This is a genomic window from Ancylothrix sp. D3o, assembly GCF_025370775.1.
Classification (GTDB): Bacteria; Cyanobacteriota; Cyanobacteriia; order Cyanobacteriales; family Oscillatoriaceae; genus Ancylothrix.
On record NZ_JAMXEX010000008.1, the window covers coordinates 1 to 15,129 of the forward strand.

General features: G+C 43.2%; 13 protein-coding genes. 8 read left to right on the plus strand and 5 right to left on the minus strand.

The window, feature by feature from the left end:
* Positions 1 to 195 precede the first annotated feature (195 nt).
* On the minus strand, positions 196 to 1,524 hold the full coding sequence (locus tag NG798_RS14935) for an adenylate cyclase (protein WP_261224425.1): 1,329 nt from the start codon (positions 1,522 to 1,524) through the stop codon (positions 196 to 198).
* Positions 1,525 to 1,837: 313 nt separating this feature from the next.
* Here NG798_RS14935 and speE point away from each other — a divergent pair, with 313 nt between their 5' ends.
* Complete coding sequence (speE, locus tag NG798_RS14940; protein WP_261224427.1) at positions 1,838 to 2,782, plus strand: polyamine aminopropyltransferase; 945 nt, start codon at positions 1,838 to 1,840, stop codon at positions 2,780 to 2,782.
* A gap of 209 nt (positions 2,783 to 2,991) precedes the next feature.
* A complete protein-coding gene (locus tag NG798_RS14945; RefSeq protein WP_261224429.1) occupies positions 2,992 to 3,843 on the plus strand; it encodes an EI24 domain-containing protein in 852 nt (283 codons plus the stop codon).
* Positions 3,844 to 4,153: 310 nt separating this feature from the next.
* On the opposite strand, the gene NG798_RS14950 is transcribed toward NG798_RS14945, so the two are convergent.
* Positions 4,154 to 4,372 carry a hypothetical protein gene (locus NG798_RS14950; protein ID WP_261224431.1) on the minus strand — a complete coding sequence of 73 codons (219 nt, stop codon included), beginning with the start codon at positions 4,370 to 4,372 and terminating at the stop codon, positions 4,154 to 4,156.
* A 463-nt stretch (positions 4,373 to 4,835) separates the two neighbouring features.
* Here NG798_RS14950 and NG798_RS14955 point away from each other — a divergent pair, with 463 nt between their 5' ends.
* Positions 4,836 to 6,440, plus strand: a complete 1,605-nt coding sequence (locus NG798_RS14955; RefSeq protein WP_261224433.1) for an Hsp70 family protein — start codon at positions 4,836 to 4,838, stop codon at positions 6,438 to 6,440.
* Positions 6,441 to 6,576: 136 nt separating this feature from the next.
* On the opposite strand, the gene NG798_RS14960 is transcribed toward NG798_RS14955, so the two are convergent.
* Both NG798_RS14960 and NG798_RS14965 read right to left on the minus strand, forming a co-directional pair.
* Positions 6,577 to 7,107 carry a L,D-transpeptidase gene (locus NG798_RS14960; protein WP_261224645.1) on the minus strand — a complete coding sequence of 177 codons (531 nt, stop codon included), beginning with the start codon at positions 7,105 to 7,107 and terminating at the stop codon, positions 6,577 to 6,579.
* A gap of 106 nt (positions 7,108 to 7,213) precedes the next feature.
* The gene (locus tag NG798_RS14965; protein ID WP_261224435.1) at positions 7,214 to 7,861 is read right to left on the minus strand and encodes a bifunctional 4-hydroxy-2-oxoglutarate aldolase/2-dehydro-3-deoxy-phosphogluconate aldolase; all 648 of its coding nucleotides are present in this window, start codon (positions 7,859 to 7,861) and stop codon (positions 7,214 to 7,216) included.
* A 69-nt stretch (positions 7,862 to 7,930) separates the two neighbouring features.
* Between NG798_RS14965 and NG798_RS14970 the strand changes: the two genes are divergently transcribed.
* The 5 genes from NG798_RS14970 (at position 7,931) to NG798_RS14990 (ending at position 13,668) form a co-directional block, all read left to right on the plus strand.
* Entirely contained in the window at positions 7,931 to 9,742 is a 1,812-nt protein-coding gene (locus NG798_RS14970) for a serine/threonine-protein kinase (protein ID WP_261224437.1), read from the plus strand.
* 179 nt (positions 9,743 to 9,921) lie between these two features.
* Positions 9,922 to 10,698 (plus strand): DUF2382 domain-containing protein, encoded by a 777-nt coding sequence (locus NG798_RS14975; protein ID WP_261224440.1) that lies wholly within the window; start codon positions 9,922 to 9,924, stop codon positions 10,696 to 10,698.
* A 247-nt stretch (positions 10,699 to 10,945) separates the two neighbouring features.
* Positions 10,946 to 11,833, plus strand: a complete 888-nt coding sequence (locus NG798_RS14980; protein WP_261224442.1) for a DUF2382 domain-containing protein — start codon at positions 10,946 to 10,948, stop codon at positions 11,831 to 11,833.
* Positions 11,834 to 11,930: 97 nt separating this feature from the next.
* The gene (locus NG798_RS14985; protein ID WP_261224444.1) at positions 11,931 to 12,725 is read left to right on the plus strand and encodes a YsnF/AvaK domain-containing protein; all 795 of its coding nucleotides are present in this window, start codon (positions 11,931 to 11,933) and stop codon (positions 12,723 to 12,725) included.
* Between the two features lie 550 nt (positions 12,726 to 13,275).
* Entirely contained in the window at positions 13,276 to 13,668 is a 393-nt protein-coding gene (locus NG798_RS14990) for a hypothetical protein (RefSeq protein ID WP_261224455.1), read from the plus strand.
* A gap of 51 nt (positions 13,669 to 13,719) precedes the next feature.
* Here the strand turns inward: NG798_RS14990 and purD are convergent, their stop codons facing one another.
* Complete coding sequence (gene purD / locus NG798_RS14995) at positions 13,720 to 15,003, minus strand: phosphoribosylamine--glycine ligase (RefSeq protein WP_261224457.1); 1,284 nt, start codon at positions 15,001 to 15,003, stop codon at positions 13,720 to 13,722.
* Positions 15,004 to 15,129 lie beyond the last annotated feature (126 nt).

Here is a 15,129-nt window from a genome sequence, read left to right on the forward strand (position 1 = left end):
GAACAATAGCTCGGTGCCTGGGCTCTTTTAACAAACACAAACCCCTACACTTCGGTGTCGGGGTTTTGGGTTTTTCGACTTTTTTTCTTCTACTCTTTTGGATCTTTCTTCGAGTAAAAGCTAAGCCCTAAGTTTAGCCATTTCACAATAATAGGCTGACGAGAATAAACCAAGGAGAGGAGTGTTTGATAATCGCTACCGGCCTTTTCCAACTAATAAATATGTTGACATTTCTCCCTTTCCTTTAACGGCGACAAGGCCCCGTTCCTCAAAAATATATTCTTTTTTTAAACATTCGTATGTTGCCCGTGTAACTTGAATTCTGCCGGCAATGCCTTGAGATTCCATACGAGAAGCCATATTCACCGTATCGCCCCATAAATCATAAATAAACTTTTTAATCCCAATCACACCAGCCACCACCGGCCCCGTAGCAATACCGATGCGAATGCGAAAATTTTGACTTGTTTGAGAGTTGATTTTTGCCAAAGCTTGCTGCATATCTAAGGCCATATCCGCAATAGCTGCCGCATGATCCTCTCGCTGCACCGGCAACCCCGCCACCACCATATACGCATCGCCAATCGTCTTAATTTTTTCTAACCCATGTTCCTCTGCAAGGTGATCAAAAGCTGAAAAAATTTCATTGAGTAACTTAACCAATTCTCGAGGCGAAACTTGACTCGAAATTTCCGTAAACCCCACAATATCTGCAAACAAAACCGAAACTTCTGCAAAACTTTCGGCGATAGTTTGATGTTCTTTCTTAAGGCGGATGGCAATCGTTTCGGGTAAAATATTCAACAACAACTTTTCCGAGCGTTCTTGTTCGCTTTGCAGTTGGCAATAAGCCGCCTCTAAATCCCGACGAGCTTTAAACTCTGCTCTCTGTAAACGCTCGTATAAATAAACCGATAAATTACAAATAAAACAAATCCAAAACATATATAAAATCATCGCAGATGGCGTAAGCCAAACAGCCGGCATTTTGACTTTTAATCCCAAAAACGCCACAGCCACCACACAATAAAACAACACCCCTAACTGCGAAATTAAATGCAAACCCCAGCGCACCGGCATCAAGGTTGCTTGGCCAAAAAACATCAACGGCCACACTAATAAAGAAGGCTCAAAATGACCATTAAAACTGCTCCTAAGTTGGGGGCCAATGGTCACAGACCAGGATAAAATCAGGAAAACTAAAGTTGGATGCCGCCGGCCCACCGGCAAGCGAAACAAAGCCAAACAAAATAGCAAACAACTTTCAACAATAATTTGCGTAATCAACCACTCCTCTTTAAATTGAGCCGGTTTAAACCAAAGATTTCTTAACTCCAAAGCAGTAAATGTTAAAAAGAAAATCAAAGCCACCCACAATCCCAAATGCAGCCGACTTTGCATAAAATTATTTCGCCAAGTTTCGTAATTGGCTGCTTGGGAAGCCGGTTTTGGCGGACGCATAGCTTTAAGCACCCGTTTGAGGAGCGAACTCAGCCACATTTTTCTAAAAGATGCCTGCTGCATTAATTTTATCCTTTGCCCTTGTTTGGGAATCGTTGTTGAGTCTTGCTCTCACCTTTTTTAGTTTTAACCTTTAATGCCTCCATTCCCACAACCGCCATAAAATTTTAAGTTTTAGGTTTGAAAACCTTAGTCCTGGTATCCGCTTTTTGCCACCATCTCTTAAAAACATTTCCATAAAAACAGCTTCTACATCCCACTTACACTAACTTTTAAAATGACAACTTAGTTTTTTGTACCCAAGGGACTAGCGACAGTTTACCCTTTTGTGGTATTAATTGATGTTTGTCCAATTTAAAGAAGGGTAGAGACATCAATGGCCGGTAGTGAACTTCGAGCCGATATTTGGATTAGCGAGTATATCACGCCTTGGGATATTTACGTTCACGGCATTACTCGTGTGCTTGCCTACAAAAAAACCCAATATCAGGAAATGTATGTTGTGGAAAGCGGAGCCTATGGAAAAGGACTGGTTCTTGATGGAAAATGGCAGTCTTGCACAGGCGATGAATTCTTATACCACGAGCCTTTAGTACACCCCGCCATGTTATTTCATGGCTCACCAAAAAAAGTATTAGTTCTTGGCGGCGGGGAAGGCGCAACAGTCAGGGAAATTTTGCGTTGGAAATCCGTTGAAAAAGTAGCAATGGTTGATATTGATGGTGATGTCGTCGAAGCTTGCCGCGAACATTTACCAGAAATGCACGCCGGCGCTTTTGATGATCCTCGCACAGAGTTGGTAATAGGTGATGCTCTGCATTATTTAGATACCACAACTGAACAATGGGATGTAATTATTTCTGATCTTTCTGATCCTATTGAGTCTGGGCCGTCTTTCCAACTGTTTACAAAAGAGTATTTTGAAAAGGCAAAACGAGTGCTTTCTCCGGGTGGCTTTTTTGTAGTGCAAGCGGGTCCCGTTTCTCCTTCTGAACTAAAATTACACGCTCGCATTGTTAACACGCTCAAATCGCTTTTTACCAATGTTCAATCTTACACGAGCTATATTTCTACCTATGGCTCTCCTTGGGGTTTTGCTATTGCTTCAGAGCAAGCAATTAATACTCGCCCAAACCCGGAAGAAGTAGACCAAATCTTGAACGAAAGAACCACCGGCGGTCTGCGGATGTTTGACGGCACAACCTTGTTAGGAAGCTTGAATACTGCGGGGCATTTGCGTCAAGCAATTGCTACAGAAACACAAGTTTATACCCTGGCAGAACCGCCTAAGTTTTTTGGCAAAGGTTCGGTAGGTCAGTAATTACTTATGGTTCATGGTTTATTGCACCATGAACCATTATATTTAATCCCAAATCTCTCATTAATTTGAAAGTTTATTAGCCTCACCGCCTCTCCCGCTAAGCTAGAGAAGGATAAAAACTTGGTAAGAAGTTCGGGATTTACGAACAGCAATTAAGCAAAAATTGCTTTTAAAATGAAACAAATAAGTGAAAAAGCTGGAAAGGCAAGATGGCAGATCAACAACAGCAAAAACCGGCCATCATACAAGCGCCGGTGGGTTTGGTGGCGGGAGCCACTTACCCGTTACGAGCCTTAGTTTACCTCACTCAAACTCCGCGTCTTTGGCGTTATGTTTTAGTGCCGATTTTGGTTAATTTGGTTGTCGCAGTTGGGTTGTATGTGGGCTTGCTATTCCCAGGTTTGCAGAGTGTCAACAATTTATTGGTTGATTTCTATGCCTGGTGGAATATTCAACTCGCAAATTTACCCCAATGGTTAAGCTTTTTGAGCGTTTTGGCAATTATTCTCGGCTTTTTGCTGAGGGTATTGCTGGTAACGGGACTGCTAGTAGCCATTGGGTTTTTATTGGTGCAATTTGGGGTAATTTTAGGAGGGCCGTTTTATGGGCAACTTTCCGAACAATTGGAGTTAGCGCGAACCGGCAAATTACCGCCAGCAGAACCTTTGAGTTTATTTACTCTTTTACGCGATATTGGGCGGGCTGTTTTGCATGAAGTGAAAAAATTGGTGTTAATTATTACTGTGGGTTTGCCTTTGCTGGGTTTAAATTTTATTCCAGGTTTGGGTACGGCAATTGCCAGCATTGGCGGAATAGCGCTGGCGGCGACGATTGTTTGTATTGATTTTTTAGATTCACCTTTGGAAAGGCGCCGGCTTCATTTTCGGAAAAAGTTAGAGTTAATTCTTAGGAGTTTGCCGGCTTCTGGCACGTTTGGTTTAGCTTGTTTGGGGTTAATTAGTATTCCCCTGCTTAATTTACTGGCGGTTCCCCTATGTATTACTTCAGGAACGCTATTTTTTTGTGACCGAATTTTGCCAAAATTGAATGAGAGTAAGTAGTGATCAGTAAGGCAGAAATTTACTGGATACTGGCACTTATTCATCTCAGCAATTAAAAACAGCCCCAGCGTTAAATGGAAATTGCTAAGGGAAGGAACAGTAAATTCAAAGCCTGTGATTGACAGCCCTATGCTTTGGCAGGGATGACGTAGATTTATATGCCCTGGATAGGAAAACCGGCACTTAGCAATGGAAATTTTAAACACAAGGAAAACTTACGCCATATATCATAGTTTTTCCAGACCTTAAGTTCTTGTGTTTAAAATCAATTTGTTGTAAAAAGCCGGTAGGGTTGCCGGCCTTTTACCTTTTAAGCCCTAGACATTGGCTTTAAAAACAACCACCCAACAAAAAAGAAGGATGCTGTAAATAATTGCACCAAATCTAAGGCAGATAAATAGCCATCCGAAAACGAAGCAATACTTCTATCGGTGATACCAAACAGCCATGAAGAAACCCCCAAAAGCCAAATGCCATTTTGCAGATTTCCTAAAAATTTAGAGCGTTCAGAAGTTTGCGGGTTGTTCATATTTTCAGCCCTTTTTGTTGAAAGATTTTTTTGCCGCTCACCCTGCAAGGGCTGGAGGTTTTTCTAACACCTTCACTGCCTTTGTATTTTTATGTTAAGAAATGTTTTGTTATGTTGCCCTGTCTCCCCAGAGAGAATTAAGCATAATTTGCTAATTGTCATATCTATCAAAAGACTGAGCTAAGTATAATAAAAATTAAGCCAAAAGAAGGGTGACTGCGGCCCGGCCTCCCAATAGGAAAAATGCTGCCCCGGCATGATGAGACGTTGGGGGCTGCAATTTAAGTGTATTTTTTGAAAAAACTTTAGTCGGCTAATAATGCTCTAAACTGCCTTAGTTTGCCTTTTTAACCTTCTTAAAAATTAACTTTATCTCAATTTTTGCCTTCATCATCTTTTATTTACAGACAAGCTTCGATACCATAATATTATCAAATTTCTACTTGCTGGGTAACTTGGCTGCATGACCATTGCAATTGACTTCGGAACAAGCAACACGGTAATCGCTCGCTGGAATAGCGCCACCGGCACACCAGAAACCCTAAAACTAACCGGTTTATCGGTGCAAATGGGGCAAAATCCCCCCCTTATTCCCAGCTTAGTTTATCTTGAGGACGCTTCTCGCGGGGAAGTTATCGTCGGACAACAAGTACGCGACAAAGGACTGGATCTCAAAACCGATCCCCGATTTTTTCGCAGCTTTAAACGCGGAATTGGTTCAGATATTCAAGGATTTTTACCCGAAATTGACGGTCAAATTATTACTTTTGAAAAAATCGGGGAATGGTTCCTAACTAATATTATTAACCAGCTAAAAGACATCGGTTATGATGGCGGAGAATCTCTTGTTTTAACAGTGCCGGTTGATAGCTTTGAAGCTTACCGGCATTGGTTAGGAAACGTTTGTCAAGCATTGCCGGTTCAACAAATACGAATGCTCGATGAACCAACCGCCGCCGCACTAGGTTACGGACTCGCAGACCGGCAACTTTTATTAGTTGTAGATTTTGGTGGTGGAACCCTTGATCTCTCCCTTGTTCGCCTCGATAACAACACCACCAACACCACGAAAAAACCCCTCGGTTTTATCCTTAAATGGGGCGAAAAAAACCTGGCAGAATCTTCTAGTCAAAAACCAAAAACTGCTCGCGTTATCGCAAAAGCCGGCCAAAACTTAGGCGGAACTGACATTGATAACTGGATCGTTGATTACTTTGCAAAAACCCAAGGTTTAAAACCCACCCCCCTCACCACCCGCCTTGGCGAACGCTTAAAAATTCAGCTATCTTTACAACAACAAGCCAGCGAAATCTACTTTAATGATGAAACCTTAGAAACTTATGATCTTTCGTTAACTCGCCAACAATTTGAGCAAATTCTTACAGAACATCAATTTTTTGAAAACCTCGATGAAGCGATGACTCAAGTGTTACAACAAGCACGTCGGCAAGGTATCGAAGTTTCCGATATTGATGCGGTTTTATTAGTCGGCGGTACCGTCCAAATACCCGCCATACAAACTTGGATTAAACAATATTTTGATAGCTCAAAAATTCGCTGTGATAAACCATTTGAAGCTATCGCTCAAGGTGCCTTACAACTTACCCAAGGCATTGAAGTTAAAGATTTCCTTTATCACAGCTACGGAATTCGCTATTGGAACCGGCGCGAAAATCGCCATAGTTGGCATCCAATTATTCAAACCGGCCAATCTTACCCCATGAGTGAGCCGGTGCAATTAGTTCTCGGTGCTTCTTTAGAAAATCAGCCGAGTATTGAATTAATTATTGGTGAATTGGCAACCCAAACCGGCGGCACCGAAGTGTATTTTGATGGAGATCGTTTAGTGACTCGAAATATTGCTTCGGGCGAAACTTCCGTCCAAGCGCTTAACGATAAAGAAGGTGCTCGCTCTATTGCTAAACTTGACCCCCCTGGGTTTCCTGGCAGTGACCGAGTAAAGCTTTTTTTCCAAGTAGATAAAGACCGTTTTTTACGCCTTACGGTCGAAGATTTGCTCACCAATCAAACTTTATTGGAAGATACACCAGTTGTGCAATTAAGTTAATTTTGGGAATTGCTGGGGGTGGGGGCGGGCACCCCTCCAAGTGGCGCATCTTGCCTGCGATTTCTGTGATTGTGCAGGCAAGATGCCTGCACCACTTTTGATAGCACCCCTACAAAAATTACCAGTTCCCAATGCCTTAATTATGCACAATTACTGGGGTGCCAACCTCAGCCCAATTAAATAACCATTCGGCACGATCAACGGCCAAATTTGTACAACCATGACTCACCGGCGTGCCAAAATTGTTATGCCAATAAGCGCCATGAATTGCATAACCATTGTGATAATACATCGTAAACGGCACATCAGGGACGTTGTAATCTTCCCCTTCCATTTTGGCAAAAACGTGTTTTGATTGAATATTAAAAGTGCCGGGGGGTGTTTCAAACCCTTTTTTGCCGGTGGAAATAACCAAAGCCAGAACTTGTTTATTTCCCTCCCAAGCATATAATCTTTGCCGCTTTACATCAATTTGTATCCAGCGTTGTTTAGAGCTTTGCAAATTCATAATCGTGCTGGCAATTTTATTATGCACCTCATCCGCTTTCACCGGCAGCGTCACAAAAGGTGTTGCAAAAATCCCCAACGTTGAAATAACCAATGCCGCACCGGCAAACCATCTTGCCGACCGGCATCCCAAACCAACATTAATATTCCTAGAATTCATCATTGAGAACCTCCTCACTCTAAAACCCTTTATTATTATTTAACTTCTCTCTACTATTTTGCTACATCAGCCCCTAAGAAGATTTCGGTCAATACCTCCAAAAATTCTAATTCTTTCCATAAACCAATAGCGCGGTTTTCAAACTCTGAGACCGCTGAGCCACCGCTTGCCAATTTCCCGTAGCCACAAGTGTTTTTGGAAACAATTCCCCCGCTAACCCCACAGCAATTGCTCCGGCTGCAATGAATTTTGCCGCATTTTCTAGGGTTACTCCGCCGGTAGGAATTAAAGGAATATGACCGAGTGGGCCTTGCAAACTTTTAATATAACTCGCACCCCCCACCGCCGAAACGGGAAACACCTTTACAGCCGCCGCACCGGCACCCCAAGCAGTGACAATTTCCGTCGGAGAAAGAGCACCCGGAACAATCGGAACTGCGGCATTTATTGCCATTTTAATCATTTTTTCATCGGTGTGTGGCGAAAACAAAAACTCAGCCCCAGCAGCTAACGCCTCCTCTAAATCATTTATATTTAATAACGTCCCCACCCCTATCACACAATCGGGCAAATGGGAACGCAAATAACAAATTGTTTCCGCCGCTCTATCACTATTCCAAGTAATCTCAATTAACCGCATTCCCCCGCTTGCCACCGCCAGAGCCATTTGTATCCCCAAACTCATCTGGGAAGCGCGAATCACCGCAATTGCTCTCTCTTGTTGCAATAACCTTAACCAAGCCTCATTATCCATCTTGGAAATTTTCTAAAAGTCCTTAAATTTTGCCTATACTTTAAGCATAAATCTTTTTGACTCCCAGCTATGACGCTTTGCATCAATCCAAATTGCCCCAACCCCAACAACCAAGCTAACAATAATAGTCGATTTTGTCAAAGTTGCGGCACAAACTTACTTTTAGAAAATCGCTACCGAATTCAGCGCATTTTAAGCGATAAAACAGGATTTGGAAAAATTTATGAAGCCGAAGAAGCCGGAAATCCTAAAATTCTCAAAATTCTCAAAGACGAACTTAACAACAATCTCAAAGCTGTAGAACTTTTTGAACAAGAAGCCAACGTTTTAGGACAGCTAAATCATCCGGGGATTCCCAAAGTTGACGGATACTTTCAATTTTCCACTAAAAACGGGCCGGTTTTACACTGTATTGCTATGGAAAAAATCGACGGCCCCAACTTAAGCGAATGGCTGCAACAGCGAAATAATCAACCAATCAAAGAAGAACTCGCCCTCACTTGGTTAAAACAACTCACAGAAATTCTCCATCTTGTTCACAGCCAAAATTATCTCCACCGCGATATAAAACCCTCTAATATTATGTTGAGAAATGGCGGACAATTGGTATTAATTGACTTTGGCACCGCCAGAGAAATGACCTACACTTATTTGGCGGCTGTTAATGCCGGCAATCCTGTCACCGCCATTGAATCACGCGGTTATACTGCACCCGAACAAGCCAACGGTCACGCAGTGCCGCAATCGGATTTCTTTTCCTTGGGACGTACCTTTGTGCATTTAATGACAGGGCGTTATCCTTTAGATATGTATGACGGGCTAAATGATCTTTTAAATTGGCGACCTTATGCTGTACATATTTCTCCTTTACTGTTAGATTTTATCGATTCATTGATGGCGAGGGAAGTCAATAAACGCCCCGCCAATACGCAGGCAATTTTAAACCGGCTCAAAGAAATTGAAATTGAACTGGCAGAAACTCTCAACGTGGTGGGGGGTTTTCATCAAACGGTGCCGGTGTCTCAACCTCAAAAACAAAAGAAATTTCCTTTATTTTTACTTTTTGGAGCGTTGTTAGGATTTTTAGGCTATCTGGCCGGCAGTAATAATTCCTCTGCTCAAACTTCCCAAACTTCCCCAGTCAATAAATTATCTAGGCTGGTATTAATTGCCATTATTTCCCCCTTAATTGCGCTGACTGCTTTGGCTTTATACCGTCCTGTGACCTGTTCTTTGGGTTTAGCTTCCGACTGTTTTTCTACGGTCAAACGACCCCCCGGACAGCCGGTGCAAAAAAAAGGAAAAACTCAAAAAATTGATTACTTTCCTTACCTAGAAGGCAGAGACAGTCAAGGCAGAACCGCAGAATTTAATATTGCTGTTCTTTCCAGTGAATATAAATGGAAACTCGGCAGTTCTTATCAAATTCAATACAATGACCGGGTGATCAATTTAGATGATTTAAGAGCAAATTTGGCGGAAGAAGGCATCCAAAAAATTATGGAAAATCCCTCAGAAATTGTTTCTGTGGGGACAGCCTCTTGTGAGGGAGTGCCAGAAACCGAAGAGCGCCGAGCTTTGGAGCGAGCGCAGCAAATTCAACTGTTAGTCAAAAAATTATTTCGCAATAGTCGCACTTTGCAAGGCTACCGGCTCTTAAATTTGGGTCAATTTGTTGGGGGCGTTTGTCAGCCAGATAGAGACGCTACGTCTTATCAAAGAAGTGTGATTATTATTGGCGTTCGCAAAAAATCAGATGGGGTTCTTTTAGATGAAGCCCTCCGCTCTCGTTTAGAAAAGAAACCTTTTGCAGATTTCACCCTAGAGGATTACTCCCTCGGCTCGCCGGCTAAATTTATAACAATTCCTAGCAGGCTATAGTTTTTTGCATTTTTGACGGGTTATTTTCTCTCGGGAAAACGGCAGCATTGTTTATATTGGCTGGCTGCTTTGAAATTTTTTCAAAAAATATCCGCCTTTTAAATCCACCTGGCGGGAGAGAGGAATGGAACGATAGTTTTTTAGAATTTATCATAAGATAACAAGAGAGGATACTTACTATGCCCCTGATCAAACTGCAAGAATATTATCCAAACTACCGGGAAGAAATTTTAGGCGGCGATGATATTTATGGTTTTGATGTTTTCGCCGGCAAAAGTAATCAAAAAATTGGCATTGTCTGTGATGATGTCATCGACTTAACTGGTAGGTTTCGCTATTTAGTTATTGATACGAGTTTGTGGGGCATTCCTAAAAAAATTTTATTGCCGGTGGGTTCCTGTAGGCTTGATTTTCCGAATGAGCGGGTCTATGCGATTGCGATTACAACCAAACAAGATATTGCAGAATTTCCAGATTATACAGGCGGCATTACAGTAGATTACGATTATCAAGAACCGTTTCATAAAGTTGAGCAAAATCCCCCTGCACTTCTGGGAACGTCCGAGACAGAAGAATCGCAAACGCTTCAACTTTATGCAGAAAAACTAACTGCTCACAAAGAGCGCCGTCAAAAAGGTGAGGTGGTGATTGGTAAGCGGATTAAAACCGAAACTGCACGCATTTCTGTACCGGTTCACAAAGAGCGAATTGTTATCGAAAGAAGTGTCCCACAAAATGCGGGTGAAATGATCAGCGCTGCTGAGGTTAAGTTCTGCGAAGGTGAAGTGATTCGCATTCAGCTTTATGAAGAAATTGCGGATATTCGTAAAGAAGCGTTTGTCTGTGAAGAAATTAGCATCAAAAAAACTGTTGAACAAAAAATAATTGAGGCCCAAGCGACTTTACGGCGGGAAGAGTTGGAAGTTTCGGGCGAAGAGTCTGGTTTTTTTGATTAAGTTTAATTAAGAATGTTTTTCCCCCTCCGCGCCGGCGGGGGATTTTTTATGCCGACTCCGCAATGCAGCGGCGGGTGTTGGGTTTGTATAGCCATTATACGAGCAGGTTTAGTCAAAAAATATCTCTATTTCTTTTGGAGTATGAGAAAAAAAATAGATATTGATAGAAGTTACTTCGGTAGTTAGATGACTTTTAAGCTAGTTCTTAATTAAAGTGTAAGTAATGTTGAATTGGAGGAAAACCCCAATGGCTTTAATGAAAATTTCTGATTATTATCCAGATTACAAAGACGAAATTTTTGGCGGCGATGACATTAAGGGAATGGAAGTTTACGCCGGAAATACGAATGAAAAAATCGGAAAAGTCCACGATGCTCTGGTAGAGGAAGAAACCGGACGTTTCCGCTATTTGATCATTGACACTGGCGGATGGATTTTTGGTAAAAAAGTTTTATTGCCGGTGGGAGCAAGTCGCATCGACTATGCAGGGAATCGCGTCTATGCCACCAACCTCACCAGCAAAGCTCAAGCAGAAAATTTACCTGCTTTTGACGAACTGCGAGAAATTGATTACGACGAAGAAGAACAAGTCCGCGACATTTACCGCACTCCCCTTTCTAGTGCTACTGCTGCTGCAACCCCGGCACCTGCTGCTGCTACCCCGGCGCCTGCAACTCCTTCTTATGATCGCAGCAGCTACAGCTACGACAAAGAACCGCATCTTTATAATCTCAACGAGCAAAATCACCAAAATCTCAAACTGTATGAAGAGCGGTTAATTGCTAACAAAAGCCGCATCAAAGCAGGCGAAGTTGCGATTGGCAAGCGTGTGGAAACTCAAACGGCTCGCGCTTCAGTGCCGGTGGAAAAAGAGCGGGTTGTTATTGAAAGAGTCACCCCTACCAATGCTGGTCAGGTTGTAACTCCGGGTTCTGTAGACTTCACCTCTGGCGAAGTTGCACACATCGAAGTGTACGAAGAAACTGCCGACATCCACAAAGAAGCTTATGTGCGTGAACAAGTGAATGTCCGCAAAGAAGTTGACCGCGATACTGTGGATGCCCAAGAAGAACTCCGCCGCGAAGAATTAGACATTAAAACTCAAGGTACTCCAATTGTAGAGGGGCCTCGCTAACTTTTTCGAGGTAAGCCTGAGATAAAAACTTGCGCCAGGCGGAGATGTTGTTGCTCTGCCTGTGCTTTTCATTAACCGTGCTAACTTGGTGATAAAAATGATTGATAATTCCTCTGCTAAAACTTTTACCTCGGTTAATAGTGATTCGGGCTTTGATAGCCGTATTGACCAATTTAGAAATCGGCTTAATAATTTATTGGTAAAAGACCCCAACGGCCTAATTTTAGGAACGGTTAAGGATGTTTTTCTCGCCCCCAATGGCCAGATTAATTTAGTTGTCTCTCAAACAACCTCTGGCCAAAATTCCCGACAATTTTTATTAAGTAGCAATTTAATTCAAAAAATTGACTACGCAACTAAATCTTTATTAATCAATGTGACGGCAGACCGGCTCGAACAATTACGCGAAACTTCACCAGTCCCCCTCACAGAAAATTCAGACTTGTCAGAAAACAAACCCGAACACGACGAAATTGAGGCTCACGAGTCGATTCGTTTATTAGAAGAACGGCTGGTTATTAACCGCAAAAAGCAAAAAGTTGGGGATGTAATTGTTCGCAAAGAAATTGAAACGCGGATGGTGCAAGTGCCGGTGCGTCGGGAAAAATTGATTGTCGAACAAATTAGCCCAGAACGCAAACAACTAGCAGAAATTGATCTCGGTGAAGGCGAAATCACCGGCCTTGAGTTTAGCGATATTACCCGCCTCGAAAGTGGGCCGGTGGTACGGGGAGAATTTGTTTCGCCGCAAGTTGCAGCCCGCATTTTAAAAGCTATTTCTGCTCAACCGCGTCACGGATGTGCAAAGGTGCGTATTGAACTTGTTTTGCATGACTCGGAAGTGCGGGAAACTTATCAAGAATGGTTTGATCGCTATTCGGAGACTCGTTAAATTTCTCGACACTTTACCCGGTTGCTGGAAAAATCACAATTTTGATATTTCTTGTGGCTTTGGCGGGAGTTTTTCGCTTCCCGCCGGCTCTTAATTATAAAAAAACGCCCAACGGCTGGGCGTCTCCATCAGGGTGCATCTATATATTTCTACTTTAGTCCGCTTGGGGGTTTAACCCTTCATTCTTTGTCAAAAATTTATCTAGCCGTAAATTATTTGTAAATTTAATTCGCTTATAAGGCTCTTTTCGCAATACTGTGCTGCACCGGCATCTCCCCGAAAAACAAAAAACGCCCAAAAACTGGGCGCGTCCATCAGGGTGCATCTACATGATATTAATCTAGCACACTGAGGGGTCTCACCCCCTACTTCACTTAACAAAAAGTTACATTTATTTGATGGCTGCCAGCAAGAGATTTTAAATACTATATCTATAACCTTTTGTCAAGAGCTTGAAAAAAAACCGGTTTTTAGACCCTTGTGCTGCCGTCGTGCAACTAATAAGGGATATTCATGGTAAAAATAATCATCACCAACGACTATTTTTTCAATGAAGAAAAATCAGCTAAAAACAATTGTGCTGGGTGCAGCCGTTTTAGGAATGGTTATAAGCGAACCGGCCTTAAGTCGAGAATCGCAAAAAACCTATTCTATTAATTCTCAATACGACGGTGCGGTGTGTGTTTATTTAGCTCCCTGGCAAGGCAATTTAAATATTGAAATGCAATGGGCAAACTTCCACGCTCGACAGAAATTGAATAACGCCCCCGGTGTTCTTTACGCCTTATCTGCACAAGTAAAAGGCAGTTTAGACCGCACGTTAATTGTGAAAACAAATCAATCTTTAACTCTGCGTTTTGAGCAGCAGCAATGTGAGCATTTGCCCAATGTTTCCACAAAAATCATTTATTTAAATTGGCAAAATAAACCTGAAAAAAACTAACTGCTTTCTCTGGTTTATCCCCCCCTTTTTAAGGGGGGTTGGGGGGTGAAGTTAACTCTTGCTGCGGACGCGATGACCAATATCGCGGCGGAAATACCGGCCTTCAAACTCAATGCTGTCAACAGCAGTATAGGCGCGAGCAAAGGCATCATCAAAGTCATGGCCGGTGGCTGTTACACCTAAAACGCGACCGCCATCTGTTACCACTTGACCATCTTTGAGACGAGTCCCAGCGTGGAAAACCACCGCTCCAGCAGCCTCCGCTTTATCCAGGCCGGTGATGGTATCGCCTTTTTTGTAGTCCCCTGGATACCCACCGGCAGCCATCACCACACAAGCAGACGCGCCCGACTTCCAGCGCACCTCAACATCAGCCAGCCGGCCTTCAGCACAAGCCAGCAGTAAATCTTCCAAAGGCGTATCCAGCAAAGGCAAAATTGCCTGAGTTTCAGGATCGCCAAACCGGCAGTTAAACTCCAAAACCTTTATTTCACCATTAGGCGAAATCATCAAACCGGCATAAAGCACACCCCGATAGTCGATACCGCGTTCTTGCAAAGCGCTGAGGGTGGGTTGCAAAACTTGTTCTTGCACTTGCGTCAGCATTTCGGGCGTGACAACCGGCGCCGGTGCATAAACTCCCATCCCGCCGGTATTCGGGCCGGTGTCTCCCTCTCCTACCGCTTTGTGATCTTGGGCCGGCAACAGGGGGACAATGGTTTTACCATCGGTGAGGGCCAGCACAGAAGCTTCCTGGCCGGTTAAAAACTCTTCCACCACCACACACTCACCGGCCAGTCCAAACTGTCCATTAAACGAAGCTTGGATAGCCGAAACAGCTTCCTCGATAGTTGTTGCCACCGTTACCCCCTTGCCGGCGGCAAGTCCATCAGCTTTAATTACAATCGGTGCACCTTGTTGGGCCACATAGCTGAGCGCTGCATCCACCTCATTATCAGTGAAGGTGGCCGACTTTGCCGTAGGAACACTGGCATCCTGCATTAATTTTTTTGCCCAAGACTTACTCGCTTCAATTTGCGCCCCCGTTTGCGTGGGGCCAAACACCGTAATATCATGCTGTTGCAAGTAGTCCGTCATTCCCATCGCCAGGGGCAATTCTGGGCCAATGGCCACCAAATCGATTTGATGTTTTTGAATTGCTTTTCGGATGCCTTCAAAATCATCTATCGTCAAAGGCAGGTTTATACAGCGTTCGAGGGTTGCAGTTCCGCCATTGCCAGGAACGCATAGCACTTGCTCAACTTTGCTTGATTGCAATAATTTCCAAGCGAGGGCGTGTTCTCGCCCGCCATTACCAACAACTAAAACCTTCACAATCGTAGTTTCCCAACCTTAATTTTACCGGCCCTGCTTGCTAGGGCGGGCGATTACATCTTATTATCCTAAGCTATTACGGATTCTCGCTTTGAGTTTTTGTAACCGTTCTACAAGTTTATGAGT

Excerpts from the sequence above, each read along its gene's own strand:
- NG798_RS14985 (WP_261224444.1), top strand. The coding sequence starts at position 11,931 with ATGATTGATAATTCCTCTGCTAAAACTTTTACCTCGGTTAATAGTGAT.
- NG798_RS14960 (WP_261224645.1), bottom strand. The coding sequence starts at position 7,107 with ATGAATTCTAGGAATATTAATGTTGGTTTGGGATGCCGGTCGGCAAGA.
- NG798_RS14990 (WP_261224455.1), top strand. The coding sequence starts at position 13,276 with ATGAAGAAAAATCAGCTAAAAACAATTGTGCTGGGTGCAGCCGTTTTA.
- NG798_RS14965 (WP_261224435.1), bottom strand. The coding sequence starts at position 7,861 with ATGGATAATGAGGCTTGGTTAAGGTTATTGCAACAAGAGAGAGCAATT.
- NG798_RS14950 (WP_261224431.1), bottom strand. The coding sequence starts at position 4,372 with ATGAACAACCCGCAAACTTCTGAACGCTCTAAATTTTTAGGAAATCTG.
- NG798_RS14970 (WP_261224437.1), top strand. The coding sequence starts at position 7,931 with ATGACGCTTTGCATCAATCCAAATTGCCCCAACCCCAACAACCAAGCT.
- NG798_RS14955 (WP_261224433.1), top strand. The coding sequence starts at position 4,836 with ATGACCATTGCAATTGACTTCGGAACAAGCAACACGGTAATCGCTCGC.
- NG798_RS14975 (WP_261224440.1), top strand. The coding sequence starts at position 9,922 with ATGCCCCTGATCAAACTGCAAGAATATTATCCAAACTACCGGGAAGAA.
- NG798_RS14945 (WP_261224429.1), top strand. The coding sequence starts at position 2,992 with ATGGCAGATCAACAACAGCAAAAACCGGCCATCATACAAGCGCCGGTG.
- speE (WP_261224427.1), top strand. The coding sequence starts at position 1,838 with ATGGCCGGTAGTGAACTTCGAGCCGATATTTGGATTAGCGAGTATATC.
- NG798_RS14980 (WP_261224442.1), top strand. The coding sequence starts at position 10,946 with ATGGCTTTAATGAAAATTTCTGATTATTATCCAGATTACAAAGACGAA.
- NG798_RS14935 (WP_261224425.1), bottom strand. The coding sequence starts at position 1,524 with ATGCAGCAGGCATCTTTTAGAAAAATGTGGCTGAGTTCGCTCCTCAAA.